Genomic DNA, 20,706 nt, shown 5'->3' on the forward strand with positions numbered 1-20,706 from the left:
TTTTTTATTACCGGTTTATCCGTATCACTCAGCCACGGCCGAGGCGGTTCTCCGGGTAGTTCTTGGCCAGCACTTCGCGGGCATGCTTGGCCAGCTGCGGCATCTTCAGGGCGTCGTAAGACTCGACCATGATCTCCAGTGCCTTCTCGGTTTCGGCTGTGTCGGGGTAGGTTTCGACAATCAGCTTGGCCCGGTTGGCGGCTGCGACCAGTGCATCACGCTTCACGTAATACTCGGCCACGCTCAGGTCATATCGGGCCAGACGATTCTTCAGGCCAATCATGCGGGCGCGGGCATCGGCGGCATAGACACTGTTGGGGTAGTTCTGCAGCAGGGTCTTGAAGTCCTGGAATGCCTGACGGGCATAAGCAGGGTCTTTGTCGTCCCGACCGATACCGAACAGGCTCTGGAAGAAGTTGTAATCCGCCGCCATGTTGGTCAGGCCGCGCATATAGAAGACGTAATCGATATTTTTATGCGCCGGATTGAGGCGGATAAAACGGTCGATATTGGCGATCGCCTGAGCGGTATCATCCTGCTTGTAGTAGGCATAGATGAGGTCAAGCTGCACCTGGTTGGAGTAGGCACCGAACGGATAGCGAGAGTCCAAAGCCTCCAGCAATTCAGTGGCTTGCACGTAATTGCCAACGTCCAGTTTGAGGCGTGCTTTCTGGTACAGGGTCTCCGGCGGTTCGTCGGGTACCTTGGGTTTGGTGCTGGAACAGCCTGTGATCAAGGTAGCGACCAAGGCGAGCGACATCAGCAGGTGAGACTTCTTTCCCATCAACAACATCCGGTCCATTTCCACGAAATTGGCAAAGTATCCGTTATGCTTGGCTAAAAGAAAAGCTAGAATACCCGGATTATTTCGAATTGATACCCCCCGCTCAAGAGACCATACATGAGCCAGCATATTGAACTGACAGGCGAATTCCAGGATCACCAATTCGGGCAGCGACTCGACCAGGCCCTGGCCGAATTGTTTCCAGACTACTCCCGCACCCGCATCAAGGAGTGGATTTTACAGGACAGAGTGACCCTGGACGGTCAGGTTGCCAACACCCCGCGCGAGAAGATTCTGGCCGGGCAGCAGGTGCATGTGAATGTCGAGCTGGAAGATGATACTCGCTGGGATGCCCAGGATATCGAGCTCAACATTGTTTATGAAGATGAACACATTCTGGTGATCGACAAACCGGCCGGTCTGGTGGTTCACCCGGGCGCAGGTACGCCGGATGGCACCATCCTCAACGCCCTGCTGCACCGCTACCCCGGCATTGCCGAGGTGCCCCGCGCCGGTATCGTGCACCGTCTGGATAAAGACACCACTGGTTTGATGGTGGTTGCCAAAACCGTACCCGCCCAGACCCATCTGGTGGAAGCGTTGCAGGCGCGCCAGATCACCCGTGAGTACGAAGCGATCGCCATCGGTCACATGACCGCAGGTGGTACGGTTGATGCGCCCATAGGCCGTCACCCGACCCAGCGTACCCATATGGCCGTGGTGCCCAATGGCCGCCCCTCTGTGACCCACTACCGGGTGCACGAGAAGTTCCGTGGCCACACCCGTCTGCGTCTGCGTCTGGAAACCGGCCGTACCCACCAGATCCGTGTCCACATGGCGCACATCAAACACCCGCTGGTGGGGGATCCCGCCTACGGTGGCCGTCTGCGCCCGCTGCGCAACGCGACCCCCGAGCTGACCGAGGCGCTGCGCAACTTCCATCGTCAGGCGCTGCACGCCACCATGCTGCAGCTGGCTCATCCCATCACGGGTGAAGTGATGCAGTGGCACTCCCCCACGCCGCAAGACATGGTGGCGCTGATGGAGGTGCTGCGTGCCGACACCCTCGCCAATCCGGATGAATTGGTCTGGAAATAGTGGCTTGATTGAGGCACTGCACTCCTGAATAGCCCTCGCCAACCTGGACGAGCTGGTCTGGAAAGGGTGATGAATCTGGCGGTATTGCGACAACTTCTGCCGTAACCCGCCGATACAGCGCGTAGCACACAGAACCTTGAAACGGGGCGTCTTGACTGGTTGCAGCCAAGAGCCCCGTTTCCATTTGAACGATAGAGCGTGAAGGAGTGAGCAATGAAATGGATTGAACCCGACTGGCCTGCGCCAGCGCGCGTCCGGGCGCTTTCGACCACCCGTGACGGTGGCGTCAGCGAAGGGGTCTTTGCCGGTCTCAATCTGGGCGCCCATGTGGGGGATGAACCGGTGCGAGTCGAGGCCAATCGGGCCCGGCTGCAGCAGGCGGCCGCCATCCCGGGGCCCCTTAACTGGCTCAATCAGGTGCACGGCACCGTGGTTCATCCAGTCAGCAGCCATTATGAGCAGGCGCCGGATGCCGATGCCGCCTGCGCCCATGAGGCGGATCAGGCCTGCATCGTGATGACCGCCGACTGTCTGCCGGTGCTGTTCTGCGATCGGGCAGGCACAGTGGTGGCCGCCGCCCATGCTGGCTGGCGTGGACTGAAAGAGGGCGTGCTGGAGGCGAGTATCGCCGCCATGGGCTGCGAGCCGGGCGAGATCCTGGCCTGGATGGGCCCGGCCATTGGCCCCACTGCATTTGAAGTGGGGGGAGAGGTGCGCGAAGCCTTTATGGCTGAGCAGGCTGAAGCGGTCGCGGCTTTCGTGCCTTCCACCAACGACGGCAAATGGCTGGCGGATATCTACCAACTGGCTAGGCTGCGCCTCGCCCGCGCTGGCGTTACCGCCATCTATGGCGGCGAATACTGCACCTTCAGCGACAGCGAGCAGTTCTACTCTTATCGTCGCGATGGCCAGACCGGCCGGATGGCCTCCCTCATCTGGTTGGCCCGCTAAGCAATCACCCGCCAAGTAATAGCCCGTCTCTTTCAAGAACAGATCCGTATGAGAGAGGCGGGGATCCTGTCCCCTCCCCGCTTTGCAGAAAAAATAACCAGTCACAGCCCTTGAAATAGCCCGTACGGGCCTCATCTTTCATCTCAGAAAGTTATGTTGTTTGCCGCGCAAGCGGCGTCTGCCTGTTTGAAGGGGGAGTGCAATGCGCCTCGATCGCCTTACCAGCAAATTCCAGATTGCTATTTCCGATGCCCAGTCTTTGGCACTGGGTCGTGACCACCAATTCATCGAACCCGTTCACCTGATGACCGCACTGGTCAATCAGGATGGCGGCTCTATCCGTCCGTTGCTCACCCTGACCGGGATGGATATCAATGCCCTGCGCTCCCGCCTCGGCGAGGAGCTGGATCGCCTGCCGCGCGTCAGCGGTGTGGAAGGGGATGTACAGCTTTCCAACGGCCTCGGCCGTCTGCTCAACGTCTGCGACAAGCTGGCCCAGCAGCGCAAGGATCAGTTCATCTCATCCGAACTGTTCGTGCTGGCGGCCCTCGACGACAAGGGTACGCTGGGCGAGCTGCTGCGCGCTCAGGGGCTGACCAAAGAGAAACTCGAAGCGGCCATCGACAAGGTGCGTGGTGGCAAGAAGGTGGAGGATGCCAACGCCGAGGAGAACCGCCAGGCGCTGGAGAAATACACCATCGATCTGACCGAGCGGGCCGAACTCGGCAAGCTCGACCCGGTGATCGGCCGGGATGACGAGATCCGCCGCACCATTCAGGTGCTGCAACGCCGTACCAAGAACAACCCCGTGCTGATCGGGGCACCCGGTGTCGGTAAAACCGCCATCGTCGAAGGTCTGGCCCAGCGCATCATCAACGGCGAGGTGCCGGAGGGGCTCAAGAACAAGCGGGTGCTGTCGCTGGACATGGGGGCGCTGGTGGCCGGTGCCAAATATCGCGGCGAGTTCGAGGAGCGGCTCAAGGCCGTGCTGAGCGATCTCGCCAAGGAGGAGGGCAACGTCATCCTCTTCATCGACGAGCTGCACACCATGGTCGGCGCCGGCAAGGGCGAAGGGGCCATGGATGCAGGCAACATGCTCAAGCCTGCGCTGGCACGGGGCGAGCTGCACTGCGTCGGTGCCACCACCCTGGACGAGTATCGCCAGTTTATCGAGAAGGATGCCGCGCTGGAGCGCCGTTTCCAGAAGGTGCTGGTGGAAGAGCCGACAGTCGAAGATACCATCGCCATCCTGCGCGGCCTGAAAGAGCGTTACGAGCTGCACCACCATGTGCAGATCACCGACCCCGCCATCGTGGCGGCGGCCCAGTTGTCGCACCGCTACATTGCGGATCGTCAGTTGCCGGACAAGGCCATCGACCTTATCGACGAGGCGGCAGCCAGCATCCGGTTGCAGATCGACTCCAAGCCGGAGGCGCTCGATCGCCTCGAGCGGCGCATCATCCAGCTCAAGCTGGAGCAGCAGGCGCTGATGAAGGAGGACGACGACGCCAGCCGCAAGCGTCTGGAGCTGATCAATCAGGAGATTGGCGAAAAAGATCGGGAATACAACGAGCTGGACGAAGTGTGGAAGGCCGAGAAAGCCGCCCTCGCCGGTACCCAGCATATCAAGGCTGCGCTGGAGCAGGCCCGTCAGGATCTCGACGTGGCGCGCCGCGCAGGCGACCTGGGTCGGATGTCCGAGCTGCAGTACGGCCGCATTCCGGAGCTGGAGAAACAGCTGGATCTCGCCACTCAGGCCGAGATGCAGGAGACCAGTTTGCTGCGCAACCGGGTCACTGACGTGGAGATTGCAGATGTCCTGGCCCGCTGGACCGGTATTCCGGTCGCCCGCATGCTGGAAGGGGAGCGCGACAAGCTGCTGCGGATGGAAGAGCAGCTGCACAGCCGGGTGATTGGTCAGGAGGAGGCGGTTGATGCGGTCTCCAACGCCATTCGCCGCTCCCGTGCCGGTCTCTCCGATCCGAATCGCCCCATCGGCTCCTTCCTGTTCCTGGGGCCCACCGGGGTGGGCAAGACCGAGCTATGCAAGGCGCTGGCGGAGTTCCTGTTCGATACCCAGGATGCCATGGTGCGGATCGATATGTCGGAGTTCATGGAGAAACACAGCGTGGCCCGTCTGGTGGGGGCGCCTCCCGGATACGTGGGTTATGAAGAGGGTGGTTATCTGACCGAGGCGGTGCGCCGTCGTCCCTACTCGGTGATCCTGCTGGACGAGGTGGAGAAGGCGCATCCGGATGTGTTCAACATCCTGTTGCAGGTGCTGGATGATGGCCGCCTGACCGATGGTCAGGGTCGGACCGTCGATTTCCGCAACTCGGTGGTGATCATGACCTCCAACCTCGGGTCGGATCTGATTCAGGAGCACCACTCCGAGAAGGATTACGACGAGATGAAGGCTATGCTGATGGATGTGCTGACCCGCAGTTTCCGGCCGGAGTTTATCAACCGGATCGACGAGACGGTGGTGTTCCATCCGCTTGGCGAGGAACACATCAAGTCCATCGCCCGCATCCAGCTCAAGAGCCTGATGGGGCGACTGGAGGCTCAGGGTTACGAGGTGGAGGTGAGCGAAGCGCTGCTCGAGAAGCTGGTGCATGCCGGGTTCGACCCCGTCTACGGGGCGCGGCCTCTCAAACGGGCGATCCAGCAGAAGGTGGAGAACCCGCTGGCGCAGGCGCTGCTCTCCGGTCGCATCGTTCCGGGCAAAAAACTGGTGCTGGGGGCCGACAGCAACGGCCTGACCATGACCCAGTAATGGGATTGTCGATGAAAAACGCAGGCCTTGTGCCTGCGTTTTGTTTTCAGGGGAAGCGAGATGCTGAAGTTTTCCGTGCTGGTGGATGACGACGTTCATCTGCCAGGCTGTCTGCCCGAGCGAGGGTTGGCGCTGCTGCTGGAGTGTGACGGCCTCAGGGTGCTGTTTGATAGCGGCCGTGGCCGGGCGCTGTGCAACAACGCCGCCGTGATGGGGATCGATCTCGCCTCGCTCACCCATGTGGTGCTCTCCCACGGTCATTATGACCATGTGGGCGGGGTCGGCTCGCTGCGCGTCTATCCAAGACCCATCCCGCTCATCGCCTGTCCGGACGTGTTTTGCGAGCGGGGCTACTTCCTGTCGCTGCCCTTCTGGCGACGCAACCTCTATCGCCTGTCGGGGGCGCTGGCTCGGGAGTCGCTGCCGGCCAGAGGCTTGCTTCCCCACTGCTCAGCCGAGCCGGTGTGGCTCTCGGATCGTCTGGTGTTCCTCGGCAGCATTGTGCGGCGCGACCGGGCTGCGCCTTCGCTGCTCGGCTACATAGTGCGGGGTGGGCGGGTGGAGAAAGACCTCATCAGCGACGACTCGGCACTGGCTTTTAAGAGCTCCAAGGGCCTTATCGTCTTTATCGGCTGCGGTCACGCCGGGGTCGAGAACATCGTCGAGTGGGCCAAGGAGGTGTGTGGTGACGAGCGGATCCACGCCGTCATCGGCGGCCTGCACCTGAAGTTTTCCGGCCCACAGCGGGCGGTGGCGCTCGGTACCTATCTGCAGGCAGAGGCGGTAGAGCTGTTGTTTGCCTGCCACTGCACTGGCAGCAGAAAGGCGGGGTTGCCGCGCCAGCGCCAGATCGGGGCGGGTTTTGAGCACAGTTTTTCGGCGTAAAAAAAACGGCAATCCGAAGATTGCCGGGAGGAATGTAGTGACGCGACCTGGCGTGGGTTGAGCGGGTCGCAGGGGCAAGCCCCCGATTGCGAAGCGCGGCCACTGCTGGCCTCGCCTCTTACAGCCTGCTGGGGATGCGCTCGCTCAACCCCGACGGCCACCTGCCTGTTGCCATGCCCGCGCGATGACGCCGGCATGGCCTTCATTCGTTACAGCATGCCTTGCACGGCGGCTTTCATCTCGGCCGGCCAGACACCGACCTGCACCTGACCGATATGCTCTTTTTGCAGCAGCAGCATGGCCAGACGGGATTGGCCGATGCCGCCGCCGATGGTTTGCGGCATCCGTGCTGCCAGCAGATCCTGATGCCAGTCGTACTGCAGGCGATCCTCGTCGCCTGTGATGGCCAGTTGGCGGCGCAGTGCCTCGGCATCGACCCGGATCCCCATGGAGGAGATCTCGAAGCTGTCTTGCAGTACCGGGTTCCACACCAGAATGTCGCCGTTCAGACCTGCAAGACCCAGCTCGCTGTGGCTGCTCCAGTCGTCATAGTCCGGGGCGCGCACATCGTGGCGCTCACCGTGGGAGAGGGCACCACCGATGCCGATCAGGAATACGGCACCCAGCTCCTTGGCAATGGCACGCTCACGCCCCTTGGCATCGAGATCCGGGTAGCGGGCCAGCAGCTCTTCGCTGTGCAGGAACTGGATCTCGGTCGGCAGGAAGGGGGTCAACTCATGCTCGGCACAGACCGCGCGCTCGGTGGCCTTGATGGCGGCCCAGATGCCGCGCACGGTTTCCTGCAGATAGGCAAGATCGCGGCGCTCGCTCGGCATCACCTTCTCCCAGTCCCACTGATCCACGTAGACGGAGTGGATGGGGGTGAGCTTGTCTTCATCCGGACGCAGTGCCTTCATGTGGGTGTAGATCCCTTCGCCCGGGCCGAAGCCGAAGCGACCGAGAGTCTGACGCTTCCATTTGGCGAGTGAGTGAACCACTTCGTAGCTGTGCTCCGGCAGGGTCTTCACTTTGACCTGCACTGCATTCTCATGGCCAGAGAGGTTGTCCTGAGTGCCATCACCGACCCGGCTCAGAATGGGGGCTTGCACCTCCATCAGACCCAGTTGCTGGGCGAGTTGGCGGGAGAACATCTCTTTGACGAAGCTGATCTGCTGTTGGCTGCGAATGTAGTGCTGTTTCATGCTGAATTCCTGTTTCAAACCCCGTTGGATGTGGTGATTCTTCAACGGAATGCCAGCTAAATTCAATATTCGACAATAAAAATAGGCTTTGTGTATTTTTTTCTTCAAAATAGGCCGTTTTTTAATGAGGTATCGTCAATGGGAGTGCAAAAAAATGCCGGAAAATTACCGGATCGATAATCTCGATCAGGCCATCCTCACCGCTCTGATGGAGAATGCGCGGATCCCTTACGCCGAACTTGCGAAACAACTGGCGGTCAGCCCGGGCACCATCCATGTGCGGGTGGAGAAGATGAAACAGGCGGGGATCATCGAGGGGACACGGGTGCAGGTTAACCCCAAGAAGCTGGGTTACGACGTCTGCTGCTTTATCGGGATCAATCTGAAGAGTGCCAAGGATTACCCCTCGGCACTGGCCAAGCTGCAGGCGCTGGACGAAGTGGTGGAGGCCTACTACACCACGGGCCACTACAGCATCTTCATGAAGGTGATGACCCGCTCCATCGACGAGCTGCAGATAGCGCTGATCAACAAGATCCAGACCATCGACGAGATCCAGTCCACTGAAACCCTGATCTCGCTGCAGAATCCGATCCTGCGGGACGTGAAGCCTTGAGTCGAAGTGCATAAGGGGGAGGGCGTAGAGATCTATCTCCCGTGCGAAACCCTGACCCCTTGATCAGGGTTCGATATAGGGGATGGCGTACTTGTCGTAGAGGGCCTTGAGGCTGCCGTTGCGCTTCATGCGCAGCAGTTCGGCATCGTAGGCCGCCATCAGGGCGGGGGTCTGTGCATCCGCCCGTGCGCGGGCCCAGGTGTTGAAGTAGGGGCTGCTCTTGAGCGGTTTGGGCAGGTAATCGATCTTTCCAGTCAGCCCCTCTTCCTTGATCTGGGTGAAGGCGGTGACCAGCGGCATGGGCACGGTATCGATCCGTCCGGCCAGCAGTTTGCGCAGTTGCAGCTGGTTCATGGTGATCTCCTGAAACTGATAGGCCGGGTCGGTCATGGCCGCTGCCAGTTCAGGGGTATAGGAGAAATCCTTGGTCACCCCGATGCGCCAGGGTTTGAGATCGGCCAGCGTTTCGTAGCGGATCTTCATCAGGTCCGCCTTGCGCACGAAGAAGTGCCAGCTGTGGCGAAGATGGGCCTGTTGGGGATAGATGAGATAACTCTCCCGCTCTGCCTTGTAGGAGTGGGTCATCACCAGATCGCAGGCGCCGGTTTCAGCATTGCGGGTGAGGCGGGCACCGGAATCGGCCAGCTCGATCCGAAAGGGCGTCTCCAGCTTGTCGAAGATGGCGGTGACTATGTCGATATCGAGTCCGCGGGGTTTCTGATCGGCATCGAGATACTTGAGCGGGGGCTCCATGGTGCCGCAGATCACCAGCTCTTTGGCGGGCAATCCGAGTGGAAACAGCAACCAAAACAGGGGGATCACACGCAAACTACGTCTCCTGAGCCCGTTTGAAGATATTCCAAGACCTGATTCCAGTATATTGGATGGCACCTGATCCGTTAGAGGCGACTGTTTATGGCAAATCCTGAAATCGAGAGCCCGCTGGACGGGATCGACAAGTTGATCGTCTCGCTCTACCGCTTTGGCTTGAGTGCGGCAGCCTTGTTGCTGCTTTGCCGCGGTGCGGCGCTGCTGAGCGGGATGGCACTGCTCCCGTCGGCACAATGGTTGATGTCGCTGGCAGTGGCAAGCGCAATCTGCGGCTTCTCGCTGCATATCTACGACAAGCGGATTCGCCTGATTCTGCAGGGATTTGGGTGGGGCGCACTGGCCCTGGCAGCGGTGGGGGCACCGGATGCGCTAGTGCTGGGGGCGGCGTTGGCGACCCTCTCCGGGCTGGCGTTCAAGGAGCAGTTTTGCTTCGCCATTCCCGGCATCAAGCTGGTGCCCGTATTGCTGCCGGCGTTATGGCTGCTGGAGTGGTTGCGGGTGGAGTGGGCCGCCGCACTGGTGGCGCTGGTCTGCGGGGCCCTGTTGACCTTGTTGGCGCTGGCCAAGTGGTGGATGCCCCTGCACTTCGATATCGGTGACAAGGGGCGTTACCAGATCTAGGTCTGCTGGCACACCTTCATCTGCTGGTTGAGGGCTTGCATCACCTGACGGCGGCTGATGATGCCGATCACCTTGCCCTGTTGCAGCACCGGGTAGATCTTGGGCTTGGCGTCAGCCATCTGGCGAGCCAGATCCAGAATGCTCTCATCCGGCCCGACCGAGAGGGGCGAACGGTTCATCAGATCCTCCACCCGGGTGCGGGTATCGCAGTGGTAGCTGCCGGTGAGCAGGCTGGGGATGCAATCTTGTTCGGAAAGAAAGCCGATCAGCCGTTTCTGCTCATCCAGCACCGGCAGGCCGCCAAGACCCGATTGATGCAGGCGATCCAGCGCTTCTGCCAGGCCGAGTCCAGCAGTGAGGGAGTGGGTCAGGCGACCCATGTGGTGGTGTACTTTCAGCATGGTGGTGACTCAGCAAGAGGGGAAGTCGCCACTATGACGCGGGCGAGTGGCCCGTGACCAATGGCTTGTGCCGCAGAGATTGATAGGCACCGGCCATCGGCGGTGATCCGCTGGCAGGCGGGCTTCGTTCATGCAAGACCATGAAAGGGAAAGGAGATCATATGCGTGCATTGGTAACGGGCTGTGGCCGTCGACTCGGATTTTATCTCTGTGAACAGCTGGTGGCAGCGGGTTGGCAGGTGACGGGCAGCTATCGCAGCGAGCGGCCGGAGCTGGCCACGCTGGCTGCATTGGGGGTCGAACTGGTGCAGGCGGATTTTGGCCGGGAAGAGGACGTTGGCAAGCTGATCGATGTGCTGGCTGCCCATCAGGATCTGGCGCTGGTGATCCACAACGCCTCTGCTTTCGAACCTCAGGCAACTGATCCGGCGGCGCAACTGGCCCAGTTCGAGCAGTTCTACCGGGTACACATGGCGGCCCCCTTCCAGCTTAACCGGGCGCTGGCCCCTCAGCTTGCCAGCAACCCCAACGCCAGCATCATTCACATCACCGATATCTATATCCATGCCCCGGCCCCCCGTTTTGTCAGCTATGTGGCCACCAAGGCGGGAGCCCATTCGCTGGCCATGAGCTTTGCCCGGGAGCTGGCGCCTGCGGTGCGGGTCAACACCATAGAGCCGGGGCCAATCCTGTTTCTCGACGAGCATGACGAGGCATGGCGCCAGCAGGTGTTGGCGAAAACACCGCTGGCGCGGGAGGGGGGACTTGAGCCCATCTGGCAGGCGGTGCAGCTACTGGTGGGGAACAGTTATATGACGGGTGCCAGCATCAAGGTAGATGGCGGGCGTGCGCTGGCTAACCTCTGAGGGGTTGCCGAGCACCAGCGGCTCCAGCCCGACCTGCCGGGTCAGCAAGCCCTTGCCGGGTTTGAGCTTGCCCGACGGGGCAGGGAGCGTCACTTGCAGCGCCACCTTGGGGTCATGCACCTCGCCATGGCCATAGAGCTCGGCCAGCAGCTCGGCCAGATAGGAATCGACCTCTGCCGAGGCAAAGTCACCGCTCCTGTTGCTGGCCAGAATATCGATGTCGAGCGGCCGATCGTGCACCTTGCAGAGTGGATCGCTGCGATCCCGGCCGTGAGCTACCTCAAGGGAGACAAAGTACTGCTTGAGGCTGGCGGCATCGAGCGGGCTCTCCACCACCAGCAGGCAGTTGAGAAAGTCGTGGCAGGAGTGCATTCCCACCGGCTTGGTGCGGATCACCGAACTCAGCCGAAGGGGACCGACGTTCTCAAACAGCTCGGCCAGCGCGCGGCTGACATGGATATGCGGGTCAATATTGGAACCAATGCTACACAGATAGAACATGCTGACCTTCCCGGGGTTGGGCTCATCTGAAATGTATACGCAGCTCACGGTTATCGGATTAACTATGGCTTAACATTGTCTTATCTATTGTGATCCGGCACTGATTGGCAGAAAGGAGGTTTGCATGAGTGTGGAGCTGAAATGGGCGCTGTTGACCGCTTCGGGTGCGCTGGCGCTGATCATGATTATCTGTCTGGCCTCTGTCGCGTTGGCGTGAATCACCACAATCCAGATAATCCAAACCGGCCTGTTGGCCGGTTTTGTTTTTCTGGGCGGTGCAGCTATGCTGGCGCACCGGTGAGAACGCAAGAGAAGAGATGATGACCAAGGTTCGCCCACGCTCCCTGCTGCAGGTGGTATTGATGGGATTCGTGCTGGTATTGATGCCGCTGGGCGGCATGATCTGGCACAACAGCACCTCCCTTGCCCACCTCAGCCAACTCACCAGCGACGAGATGGAGCGGGCGGTCAAGGATACCCGCCGCGCCACCCTACTGACGGCGCAGGCCATCGATATCGAACGCACCTTGCGCCGCTTCGCGGTGCTGGGTGATCGCCGCAGCCTCACCAGCTACCAGCAGCAACTCGACGGGTATCGGGTGTTGCTGGCAGAACATCGCAGCTCTATCTCCGACGGTCAGCTCTACAGGGGGCTCGATCAGGGGCTGGCTTGGCTCGACAGCTTGCAGGATGCCGCGCTGGCCCAGGCTGCGGTGGCGGGGGACAAGCTAGAGCTGTTTAACGATGCCAACAAGCAGCTTGAGATGGTCACCCGCAGCCGGGTTGACGAACACATGGATCGGGTGCGACTCACCATCGCCGGACTGACCAGGGAGCTCTGGTGGGTGAGCGGCGCTGTAGCGGCGCTCAGCCTGCTGATGGTCTTTATCTTCACCTACCTGATCATCCATCCGGTACGACAGATTGAGTCGCGCATCTTGAGCCTGGGGGCGGGGGTCGAGCCGGATCCAAGGCCGGTAGATGGCCCCGCCGAGCTGGTGTTGCTGGGGGAGCGGATCCTCTGGCTTTACGACAAGCTCAAGGAGCTGGAGCAGCAAAAGTACCAGTTTCTGCGTCATGTTTCCCACGAGCTCAAGACCCCGCTAGCGGTGCTGCGGGAGGGGTCGGATCTGCTCTGCGAGCAGCTGGTCGGGCCGTTGACGCCGGATCAGCTGGAGATCTGCCAGATGCTGGACGAGAGCAGTCGCCGTTTGCAAACCCTGATCGAGCGGTTGCTCGACTTCAATCGACTCACCCAGCAGGAGGCATTTGAGCTGGAATCTGTCCCCCTGCTGCCCATGCTGTCAGAACTCACCATCGAGTACCGGTTGGCATTGGAGTCCAAGCAGATCCGTGTACACTTGCCGACCGGGCCGGTTACCCTGTGGGCGGAGCCCTACCGGTTGAGACTGATCCTCGATAACCTCTTCTCCAACGCTGTCAGTTACGGCGCCAGCGGGGGCAATATCTGGATCAGGGCAGGGCAGGATGAACAGACAAGCTGGCTGGAGGTAGCCAACGAGGGGCCAGAGATCCCCGCTGCCGATCAGCAACGTATTTTTGAACCCTTCGAACAAGGCAGTACAGTGCGACAAGGTGTATTGAAAGGCTCTGGTATGGGCCTCTCTATCGCACGGGAGTCTGCCCATAGTCTCGGAGGTGAGTTGGTTCTGGTAAGAGATGAACAGGCGGATGTCTGCTTCAGGTTGACGTTGAAAAGAGAACTATGAAGATACAGCGCGTATTTCCAGCCCTGATGATGGGGTTGCTCGCGGGTTGCGCCCTGCTGCCACAGCACGAACAGCAGAACTCCACCGATATCGCTTTTGCCAAGCGGATGGAGTTTGCCAACAAGGAGATGCAGGTACGTCTGCAATACTCCGACTGGTTGCTGGCCAGTCACCCCCAGCAGCGGATGCAGGAGCGTCAACGCCTGAAAGGGGCGGATGATCTGGAGAGCCGGGTCAGTCTGGCGATGGTGGATTCCCACCCGGCCGAATCGGTGGCCAATCGTACCGCCGGGCTGGCGCGCCTGAAGCAGATGCTGCCCGAGCTGGGTCTCGATGCGCAGGCATTTTTGCGCAGCTGGATTGCCCTCGGCGAACAGCTGCTGGCTCGCGACAGCCGACGCGATGATCAGAGTCAGGAGATCCAGCGGTTGCGTCGCCAGATCGAACAGCTGACCGCCATCGATGACCAGCTCAACCAGCGCAAGCTCAACGAGCATCGTGAGGTAATACCATGAGCCGGATCTTGCTGGTGGATGATGACGTCAGCCTGCTCAAACTGATGAGCATGCGGCTGCGCAGTCAGGGTTATGAGGTGGATACTGCCGACAGTGCGGAGGGAGCCCTCGACCGGCTGCGCCAGCAGCGGGCCGATCTGGTGCTGAGCGATCTGCGGATGGGGGGCATGGACGGTCTGGCGCTGTTCGAGCGGATCCAGGCCCAGTGGCTGGGGCTGCCGGTGATCATCATGACCGCCCACGGCACCATCCCGGATGCCATTCAGGCGACCCGCTCCGGCGTCTTCAGCTTTTTGACCAAGCCCATTGACAAGGATGAGCTGCTGGCCACCATAGAGCATGCTCTCAGCCTGACCCGGCCGAAACAGCAGCAGGAGTGGCAGTCACTGATCCTGACCCGCAATCCCCAGTTGGAACAGTTACTGATCCAGGCTCACAGCATCGCCACCATGGAGGTGCCGGTACTGATCATGGGGCCGTCAGGCTCCGGCAAGGGGGCGATGGCGCAGGCGCTGCACCAGGCCAGCCAGCGCCGCGACAAGCCGCTCCATACCATCAACTGCGCCGCCATTCCCTGGGCTTCCCTCGATCTGCAACTGTTTGGTGAAGATGGTCAGTCCGGGCTGTTCGAGCAGGCCAAGGGGGCGACCCTGTTTCTCGACGAAATTGGCAGCCTGTCGGAATCCTTGCAGGCCAAGCTGCTGCAGGTGATGGAGGAGTATGGCCAGGGCACGCCGGAGGTGCGTGTGCTCAGCTCCAGCCATCAGGATCTGGTCAAGGCGATGGAGGAGGGACGCTTTCGGGAAGATCTCTTCTATCGTCTCAACGTCGCCAATATCACCTTACCGTCTCTCAGTGCCCGCAGTGAAGACATTCCGCTGCTGGCCAGACAGGCGCTGGATGATTATCGCTGCCGCCACAGCGACTGCGCCGCGATGGGCTTCTCGCCGGAGGCGCTGGCGATGTTGGCCGCAGCTGCCTGGCCCGGTAACGTGCGTCAGCTCTGCAATCTGGTGGAGCAACTCGCCAGCCTCTGTTGCAGCCCGGTGATCGGGGTCTCCATGGTGGAGTCCGCCCTGAGCGGCGGCGGTGGTGGCATCCCTTCCTTCAATGAGGCTCGTGCCGAATTCGAGAAGGAATATCTGATCCGTTTGCTGCGCACTACCGAGGGCAACGTGACTCTGGCGGCCAACCTGGCGGGTAGAAACCGCACCGATTTTTACAAGTTATTGAATCGGCACGGTATCGAAGCAGCAAACTTCAAATCGAAGGGATAAATCAGGCGGGATCAACCACCGCCGGAGCGGCATCGGCTTTTTGAGTTTTATGGGAGAGCCAGAGGCCGCTCGCCTTCATCAGGTAACCGAACAAGGCGCCAATGATGAGGGAGGGCAGGATCAGCCGCCACTCGCCAGCCGCCCCGAAGGTGGCACAGCAACCGGCAAAGGTGCCGGGAATGTAGCCGAGCCACTGCTGCTTGGCCTGTACGCACATCAGGGTGGCGACCACCCCCGTCATCACATAACCCGCCACACCCGCTCCCCACAGACTGTCGCCATGGATCAGCAGCAGTGCCCACAGCATGCCGCTGGTGTTGCAGAAGATGGTCTGCAGCAGCGCCTTGTAGCCGCCGCTTGACGCGAAATAGCTGGTGCAGCCGAGAAAGCCGACCCAGGAGATAAGGCCGAACGCGACGGCAACCCAGCCCCAGACGGCGGAGAGAATTCCAGTAGTGATGGCGATGGCGATCAGTGGGCTCATGGGGCGACTCTTCAGTTGGCTTCGCAAAATGGGCAGCCTACCCCCGGCAATTGGGGCGGCAAGCGGGGGCAGAATTGTGTGTGATCTTCATCACCCTTTTCAACTCAGGAATACGCTTGCGCTCGCGAAAAAAATTCATTGGTGACCGGCCTGACAGTCGGCCATAGTTAGAGGCCCTGTCCTGCTCATGGAGTGAGTCTGATGGCGCCAAATGTGATCGTTCCCCTGCTGGTGTTCGTAGTCCTGTTTCTGGTCGGCACCATGGCCAAGGCACTGCCCCTGCACCACATGATGTAAATTTGTGTGAAATAAAAATCTGCCGGGGCGGGTCTTATCCGTAGTGCCTCACTCAGCCCCGGGAGTTTTTCATGTTGATCAAGCGTCGTACCGCCCACCCCCTCACCGAACAGGATGTCACCCCGGAAGCTGTTTATCAGGACCGCCGCCTTATTCTCAAGGGGCTGGGTCTGGGCGCGGCCACCCTGGCGTTTCCCACTCAGGCCGGAGTGCTCGACCTGCTGCGCGGCAAAGAGGATGCTCCCCTGTTAGCCACCAGGCCGCTCAACAGCAAGCCTGCCGAGCGCCCGGCCAATATGGTGCTGACACCGGAAGAGAAGGCCACCAGTTACAACAACTTCTATGAGCTCGGCACCGACAAGTCCGACCCGGCTCGCAACGGCCATTACCTCAAGCCCGAACCCTGGACCCTCAAGGTGGAGGGGGAGGTGGCCAAGCCCTTTACCCTCGATGTGTGGGACCTCATCAACAAGAGCGAGTTGGAGGAGCGGATCTACCGACTGCGCTGTGTCGAAGCCTGGTCCATGGTACTGCCCTGGAACGGCATCTCGCTGGCGGAGATTATCCGCCGTGCCGAGCCCACCAGTCGCGCCAAGTTTGTTGCCTTCGAAACCCTGTTTGATCCGAAACAGCTGCCGGGGCAGGCCTCCAGGTTGGGGGGCGGCATCGAGTATCCCTACGTCGAAGGGCTGCGTATCGACGAGGCGATGCACCCTCTCTCTTTCCTTGCGATGGGGCTCTACGGCAAGACCCTGCCCGCCCAGAATGGCGCGCCGATCCGCTTGGTAGTGCCGTGGAAGTACGGCTTCAAGAGCATCAAGAGCATCGTCTCGATCCGGCTGGTGGAGGAGATGCCGCCGACCACCTGGAATCTGCTGGCTCCCAACGAATATGGCTTCTACGCCAACGTCAATCCGCAGGTGGATCATCCGCGCTGGAGTCAGGCCAGCGAGCGCTTTGTCGGCGAGGGCGGGGTGTTTGGCGCCAAGCGTCAGCCGACCCTGATGTTCAACGGCTATGGTGACGAAGTCGCCTCGCTCTATCAGGGGATGGATCTGCGCCAATGGTACTGAGATTGAAACCGGCCCATATCAACGGCTTGCGGGCACTGGTGCATCTGGGCGCTCTCGGCTTCCTGCTCTGGCTGTGGTTTGCCATTCCGGCAGGTCTGCTGGGGGGCGATCCGGTGCCAGAGCTTATCCACTACCTCGGCAAGGGGGCGCTCAACCTGCTGCTGCTCACCCTGCTGGTGTCGCCGCTGGCCAAGCGCTGGCGGCAGGGGCAGCTCATCAAGCTGCGCCGCCCCCTCGGGCTCTGGTGTTTTGCCTGGGCGCTGCTCCACTTCATGGCGTGGCTGGGGCTGGATCTGCAGTTTGACTGGGGGCTGATTGGCGGCGAGCTGGTCAAGCGCAGCTACATAGTGGTGGGGATGGTGGCCCTGCTGCTGCTGGCCGCCCTCAGCATCACTTCGCTGCCCGCATTGCAGCGCAGCATGGGCGCTGCATGGCAGAAGCTGCACAACTGGGTCTATGCCATCGCCCTGCTGGTGCCGGTGCACTACTGGTGGTCGCTCAAGAGCGGTTGGGGGGAGCCTCTCATCTACCTGCTGCTGGCCTGCGCCCTGCTCTGGCCGAGACGGGAGAAGCTGCTGCGCCCCATGCGGGGACGCTGGAATGCAAAAGAGGCCTAATCGGCCTCTCGTTGTTTGATCTCGCCGGTGTAGGCATCGACGATGAGATGCACCTTCTGATCCTGGCGATTGAGGGTTTTGACCTCGAATTTGTCCCCTTCCAGCTCCACTTCCCGAATGTCGTGATACCCTTGCGCCAGCAACAGTTTGACCAGACCGGCCATGTCGAGACGGCTCTGGGCCGCCCAGCTTGTGGCACTCAACAGGCAAAGGATAAGCAGGAAACTGCGCGGGATCATATTCATTCCGGATTCATGGCTGGCAGACTATAAACGCCATTATGTTAGGTTTTTGGAGATGAATCATCCATGAATAGAGCGCTCCCTCTGCTCGGGTTATTGCTGCCGGTGCTGGCACAGGCGGTCATGCCTGATGAAGCCCAGCTGCAGCAAGCTGTCCATGAGGGACGGGTTCGGCCCTTCCATGAAATGATGGAGGTGGCGGCCAGATTGCCGGTGCGGGTGTTGCGGGTGGATCTGGGGGAAGAGGATGGTATCTGGCTCTATGAACTGCGAGTCATCGATCGGGAAAACAGCGTGATCAAGGTAGCCTATCGGGCCGACAACCTTGAGCTGGTGTGGGCCAAGGGCCACCATCTGGAGCGGCTGTTCGAGCCGCCAAAGCCCCCGGTCGAGGATGATGAATAACCCCTGTGTGGAAGCCTGTTCATGCGAATTCTGATTGTTGAAGACGAAAAAATTCTGGCTGGCCAGCTGGCTGAACAGCTGCGCCTCTCCGGCTTTGTCACCGACCTCTGCCATGATGGCAACGAGGCCGGTTTTCTCGGAGAGACCGAACCTTACGATGCCATCATTCTCGACCTCGGCTTGCCTGGGCGCGATGGCCTGAGCGTGTTGAAGGAGTGGCGCAGCAAGGGAATCGATACCCCGGTGCTGGTACTGACCGCCCGTGGCCAACTGCACGAGAAGATCGAGGGGCTCAATGCCGGTGCCGATGACTACCTCACCAAGCCGTTCCAGGTGGCCGAGCTGGTGGCGCGGGTGCATGCGCTGGTGCGCCGGGCGGCAGGCAACGCCAGCTCCGTTCTGGAGATTGGCGGGGTACGGCTCGATATGGCGGCTTCCCAGGTGTGGTACGAAGGGACCCCCATCAAGCTGACCGCCCACGAGTTCCGGGTGCTGGGTTACCTGATGCAGCATCGGGGCAAGGTGGTGTCGCGCAGCGAGCTGATCGATCACATCTACGCTCAGGATTTCGACCGTGACTCCAACACAGTAGAGGTGTTCATCGGCCGGATCCGCAAGAAGACCCATCCCGACTTGATTGAGACAGTGCGTGGTCTCGGATACCGGATCAACGAATGAGGCTGGTCCGAACCCTGCGGGGGCGGCTGCTTGCCATTGCGCTGGTGTGGTGCGGGCTGTTCCTGTTCGCCACCGGCTTCAGCCTGCAGACCATGATGCGCAACTACTGGCAGGAGGCAGAGGCTGACGGCTTGCGCCTGCAACTCTACGATCTGCTCTCCCGGCTGGAGGTGGAGAAGAGTGGTCTGCCTGTGGTGATCGAACCGATGGCCGATCCCCGTTTCAGCCAACCTTACTCCGGCTACTACTGGCAGTTGGAACTGGGGGAAAATGTGGTGGGCCGCTCCCGATCCCTGTGGGACACCCATCTGGTGAGCCGTGGCCTCAAGTCTGCCTTTGGCGATCCTGACCTCTTTTTTGGCAAGGGCCCCAACAAGGAGCCGCTGCTGATCATGACCCGCACCGTGCTGTTGCCCGGTTCGGATCGGGTCTTTACCCTGGTGATGGCCAAGGACAGCAGCACCCTGATCCAGACCCTGAAGAAAACTCGCATCAGCCTGTTCCTCGGTCTCGGCTTTGCCGCCGCCGGTCTGGTGCTCGGCTTCATGTTCCAGATCGTCTATGGTTTGCGGCCGCTGCATCTGCTGCGCCGTGAACTGGGGCGGGTTCACGAGGGTCATCAGGAGGGATTCCGGCTGCGCTATCCGCTGGAGATCCAGCCGCTGGTTGAGGATATCAACCGGCTGCTGCACCACTACGGCGAGCTGCTGCAGCGTGCCCGTGCCCACACCGGCAATCTGGCTCACGCCCTCAAGACGCCGCTCAGCATCATGCGCAATCAGGTTGCCCAGTTGCCGCCGGAGGATCAGGCCGCCATCGGCGAGCAGCTCGACCAGATCCAGCGCCATATCGACTATCACCTCGGTAAGGCGCGGGTGACCGGCGCCGCCAAGATCCTCGGGGTGTCGACCCCGGTGCGGGCGCGGGTGGAGTATATCTGCCGCGCCTTCTCCCGCCTCTATCCGGGCAAGACGGTGGATCTGCAAGTGCCCGCCAATCTGGCGGTCGGGGTGGAGGAGCAGGACTTCGACGAGATGGTGGGCAATTTGCTGGAGAACGCCTTCAAATGGTCCGCCAGCGAGCTGCGTATCTCCAGCGCCGAGCTGGGGGGCTGGATCACCCTGCGTATCGAGGATGACGGCCCCGGCATGAGCGAGGATCAGATCGCCAAGGCGGTGCTGCGCGGGGTGCGGCTCGACGAGAAGGTGCCGGGTTCCGGTCTCGGTCTCAACATCGTCTCCGATCTGGCGGAAGCCTATCGCGGCAGCTTTATTATGGGCCGCGCCGAACTGGGCGGGCTGGCCGCCTCCCTCTCGTTGCCCAAGGTGGCAAGGGTCGAGAGCTAGGCATAAGATATGGCATTTGTTTTAGCCTGAGGAAGAGAACCATGACCGACGATCCGTGGGCCCTGTGCCATCTTGACGATTCATTCGATGCCTCTGTACTGGGGGTCAAGGGCGCCCAGATCCAGTGGTTTGAAGATCGGGATGGCCTGATTGCCTATCTGCTGGAAGATTTTGTCGACCTGCTGGCCGATGTGGGCGAACTGGACGAGGAGCAGACCGAGCAGGCGCGCGAGCGCTTCACCCTGCTGGTGGAGCAGAGCTTCGACGATCGCACCCTGATGGATGCCATCAACGATCTCGCCTCTGGGCTGCGCCGCATCGCCTGGTTGGGGCCGCTCTCGGAGCTGGCCGAGATCAGCGACGAGTTTGCCTCCGGCCTGCGCCGCTATTTCTGGAGCCAGTACGACGGGGATGAAGATGACCCGGACGCCTGGGTGCCGGAAGAGCTGTGGCCGCAGCTGGTGGAGTGCGCGCAGGAGTATATGGAAGAGGGGGATTTTTAAATCCGTC

24 protein-coding genes are annotated in these 20,706 nt (G+C 60.8%); 17 read left to right on the forward strand and 7 right to left on the reverse strand.

What is annotated here, in order from left to right:
* Positions 1-28: 28 nt before the first annotated feature.
* Positions 29-784: an outer membrane protein assembly factor BamD gene (locus G5332_RS10090; protein ID WP_005339769.1), complete on the reverse strand. Its 756-nt coding sequence runs from the start codon at positions 782-784 to the stop codon at positions 29-31.
* Positions 785-901: 117 nt separating this feature from the next.
* On the opposite strand from G5332_RS10090, the gene rluD reads away from it, so the two are divergent.
* The 4 genes from rluD (at position 902) to G5332_RS10110 (ending at position 6,494) form a co-directional block, all read left to right on the forward strand.
* A complete protein-coding gene (gene rluD, locus G5332_RS10095; protein WP_227341786.1) occupies positions 902-1,882 on the forward strand; it encodes a 23S rRNA pseudouridine(1911/1915/1917) synthase RluD in 981 nt (326 codons plus the stop codon).
* A 213-nt stretch (positions 1,883-2,095) separates the two neighbouring features.
* On the forward strand, positions 2,096-2,833 hold the full coding sequence (pgeF, locus tag G5332_RS10100) for a peptidoglycan editing factor PgeF (protein WP_421249593.1): 738 nt from the start codon (positions 2,096-2,098) through the stop codon (positions 2,831-2,833).
* A 202-nt stretch (positions 2,834-3,035) separates the two neighbouring features.
* A complete protein-coding gene (gene clpB / locus G5332_RS10105) occupies positions 3,036-5,609 on the forward strand; it encodes an ATP-dependent chaperone ClpB (protein WP_421259381.1) in 2,574 nt (857 codons plus the stop codon).
* Between the two features lie 60 nt (positions 5,610-5,669).
* Positions 5,670-6,494, forward strand: a complete 825-nt coding sequence (locus G5332_RS10110; protein WP_421311242.1) for an MBL fold metallo-hydrolase — start codon at positions 5,670-5,672, stop codon at positions 6,492-6,494.
* 209 nt (positions 6,495-6,703) lie between these two features.
* Here the strand turns inward: G5332_RS10110 and asnA are convergent, their stop codons facing one another.
* A complete protein-coding gene (gene asnA, locus G5332_RS10115) occupies positions 6,704-7,696 on the reverse strand; it encodes an aspartate--ammonia ligase (RefSeq protein ID WP_263084926.1) in 993 nt (330 codons plus the stop codon).
* Positions 7,697-7,850: 154 nt separating this feature from the next.
* Here asnA and asnC point away from each other — a divergent pair, with 154 nt between their 5' ends.
* The gene (asnC, locus tag G5332_RS10120; protein ID WP_263084925.1) at positions 7,851-8,312 is read left to right on the forward strand and encodes a transcriptional regulator AsnC; all 462 of its coding nucleotides are present in this window, start codon (positions 7,851-7,853) and stop codon (positions 8,310-8,312) included.
* 63 nt (positions 8,313-8,375) lie between these two features.
* On the opposite strand, the gene G5332_RS10125 is transcribed toward asnC, so the two are convergent.
* Positions 8,376-9,140: a substrate-binding periplasmic protein gene (locus G5332_RS10125; RefSeq protein ID WP_236288076.1), complete on the reverse strand. Its 765-nt coding sequence runs from the start codon at positions 9,138-9,140 to the stop codon at positions 8,376-8,378.
* Between the two features lie 87 nt (positions 9,141-9,227).
* Here G5332_RS10125 and G5332_RS10130 point away from each other — a divergent pair, with 87 nt between their 5' ends.
* Positions 9,228-9,764 (forward strand): DUF2301 domain-containing membrane protein, encoded by a 537-nt coding sequence (locus G5332_RS10130; protein WP_421172608.1) that lies wholly within the window; start codon positions 9,228-9,230, stop codon positions 9,762-9,764.
* On the opposite strand, the gene G5332_RS10135 is transcribed toward G5332_RS10130, so the two are convergent.
* Positions 9,761-10,165, reverse strand: a complete 405-nt coding sequence (locus tag G5332_RS10135) for a CBS domain-containing protein (RefSeq protein WP_005356342.1) — start codon at positions 10,163-10,165, stop codon at positions 9,761-9,763. The two genes, G5332_RS10130 and G5332_RS10135, sit on opposite strands and share 4 nt — an antisense overlap.
* Positions 10,166-10,326: 161 nt before the next feature.
* On the opposite strand from G5332_RS10135, the gene G5332_RS10140 reads away from it, so the two are divergent.
* The gene (locus G5332_RS10140) at positions 10,327-11,031 is read left to right on the forward strand and encodes an SDR family oxidoreductase (protein ID WP_421172607.1); all 705 of its coding nucleotides are present in this window, start codon (positions 10,327-10,329) and stop codon (positions 11,029-11,031) included.
* Here the strand turns inward: G5332_RS10140 and G5332_RS10145 are convergent.
* Entirely contained in the window at positions 10,957-11,532 is a 576-nt protein-coding gene (locus tag G5332_RS10145; RefSeq protein ID WP_421249590.1) for a 2-amino-4-hydroxy-6-hydroxymethyldihydropteridine diphosphokinase, read from the reverse strand. The two genes, G5332_RS10140 and G5332_RS10145, sit on opposite strands and share 75 nt — an antisense overlap.
* 124 nt (positions 11,533-11,656) lie before the next feature.
* On the opposite strand from G5332_RS10145, the gene G5332_RS10150 reads away from it, so the two are divergent.
* From G5332_RS10150 to G5332_RS10165, 4 genes are all read left to right on the forward strand, one after another.
* The gene (locus tag G5332_RS10150; RefSeq protein WP_216952243.1) at positions 11,657-11,749 is read left to right on the forward strand and encodes a YnhF family membrane protein; all 93 of its coding nucleotides are present in this window, start codon (positions 11,657-11,659) and stop codon (positions 11,747-11,749) included.
* Positions 11,750-11,852: 103 nt separating this feature from the next.
* A complete protein-coding gene (locus tag G5332_RS10155; RefSeq protein ID WP_227342967.1) occupies positions 11,853-13,262 on the forward strand; it encodes a sensor histidine kinase in 1,410 nt (469 codons plus the stop codon).
* Complete coding sequence (locus tag G5332_RS10160) at positions 13,259-13,777, forward strand: hypothetical protein (protein ID WP_227341794.1); 519 nt, start codon at positions 13,259-13,261, stop codon at positions 13,775-13,777. The genes G5332_RS10155 and G5332_RS10160 overlap by 4 nt, the downstream gene beginning before the upstream one ends.
* A complete protein-coding gene (locus tag G5332_RS10165) occupies positions 13,774-15,054 on the forward strand; it encodes a sigma 54-interacting transcriptional regulator (protein WP_216952241.1) in 1,281 nt (426 codons plus the stop codon). The genes G5332_RS10160 and G5332_RS10165 overlap by 4 nt, the downstream gene beginning before the upstream one ends.
* A gap of 1 nt (position 15,055) precedes the next feature.
* Here the strand turns inward: G5332_RS10165 and G5332_RS10170 are convergent, their stop codons facing one another.
* Positions 15,056-15,538, reverse strand: a complete 483-nt coding sequence (locus G5332_RS10170) for a DUF1097 domain-containing protein (protein WP_201937441.1) — start codon at positions 15,536-15,538, stop codon at positions 15,056-15,058.
* Between the two features lie 368 nt (positions 15,539-15,906).
* Here G5332_RS10170 and msrP point away from each other — a divergent pair, with 368 nt between their 5' ends.
* Both msrP and msrQ read left to right on the forward strand, forming a co-directional pair.
* Entirely contained in the window at positions 15,907-16,908 is a 1,002-nt protein-coding gene (msrP, locus tag G5332_RS10175) for a protein-methionine-sulfoxide reductase catalytic subunit MsrP (RefSeq protein WP_227341795.1), read from the forward strand.
* On the forward strand, positions 16,899-17,525 hold the full coding sequence (gene msrQ, locus G5332_RS10180; protein WP_227341796.1) for a protein-methionine-sulfoxide reductase heme-binding subunit MsrQ: 627 nt from the start codon (positions 16,899-16,901) through the stop codon (positions 17,523-17,525). Before msrP ends, msrQ begins: the two co-directional genes overlap by 10 nt.
* On the opposite strand, the gene G5332_RS10185 is transcribed toward msrQ, so the two are convergent.
* Complete coding sequence (locus G5332_RS10185) at positions 17,522-17,770, reverse strand: PepSY domain-containing protein (protein ID WP_041202391.1); 249 nt, start codon at positions 17,768-17,770, stop codon at positions 17,522-17,524. The two genes, msrQ and G5332_RS10185, sit on opposite strands and share 4 nt — an antisense overlap.
* Before the next feature lie 63 nt (positions 17,771-17,833).
* Between G5332_RS10185 and G5332_RS10190 the strand changes: the two genes are divergently transcribed.
* Genes G5332_RS10190 through G5332_RS10205 form a run of 4 tightly spaced genes read left to right on the forward strand, consistent with a single transcriptional unit; the run spans position 17,834 to position 20,699 of the window.
* Positions 17,834-18,172, forward strand: a complete 339-nt coding sequence (locus tag G5332_RS10190; RefSeq protein WP_227341797.1) for a PepSY domain-containing protein — start codon at positions 17,834-17,836, stop codon at positions 18,170-18,172.
* 21 nt (positions 18,173-18,193) lie between these two features.
* Complete coding sequence (locus G5332_RS10195) at positions 18,194-18,850, forward strand: response regulator transcription factor (protein WP_005341873.1); 657 nt, start codon at positions 18,194-18,196, stop codon at positions 18,848-18,850.
* Entirely contained in the window at positions 18,847-20,196 is a 1,350-nt protein-coding gene (locus G5332_RS10200) for a sensor histidine kinase (protein WP_216952239.1), read from the forward strand. Before G5332_RS10195 ends, G5332_RS10200 begins: the two co-directional genes overlap by 4 nt.
* 41 nt (positions 20,197-20,237) lie before the next feature.
* Complete coding sequence (locus G5332_RS10205) at positions 20,238-20,699, forward strand: hypothetical protein (RefSeq protein ID WP_216952238.1); 462 nt, start codon at positions 20,238-20,240, stop codon at positions 20,697-20,699.
* Positions 20,700-20,706: the final 7 nt, after the last annotated feature.

Origin of the sequence: Aeromonas sp. 603757 (assembly GCF_049171255.1) — a bacterium.
Taxonomy (GTDB): domain Bacteria; phylum Pseudomonadota; class Gammaproteobacteria; order Enterobacterales; family Aeromonadaceae; genus Aeromonas; species Aeromonas veronii_A.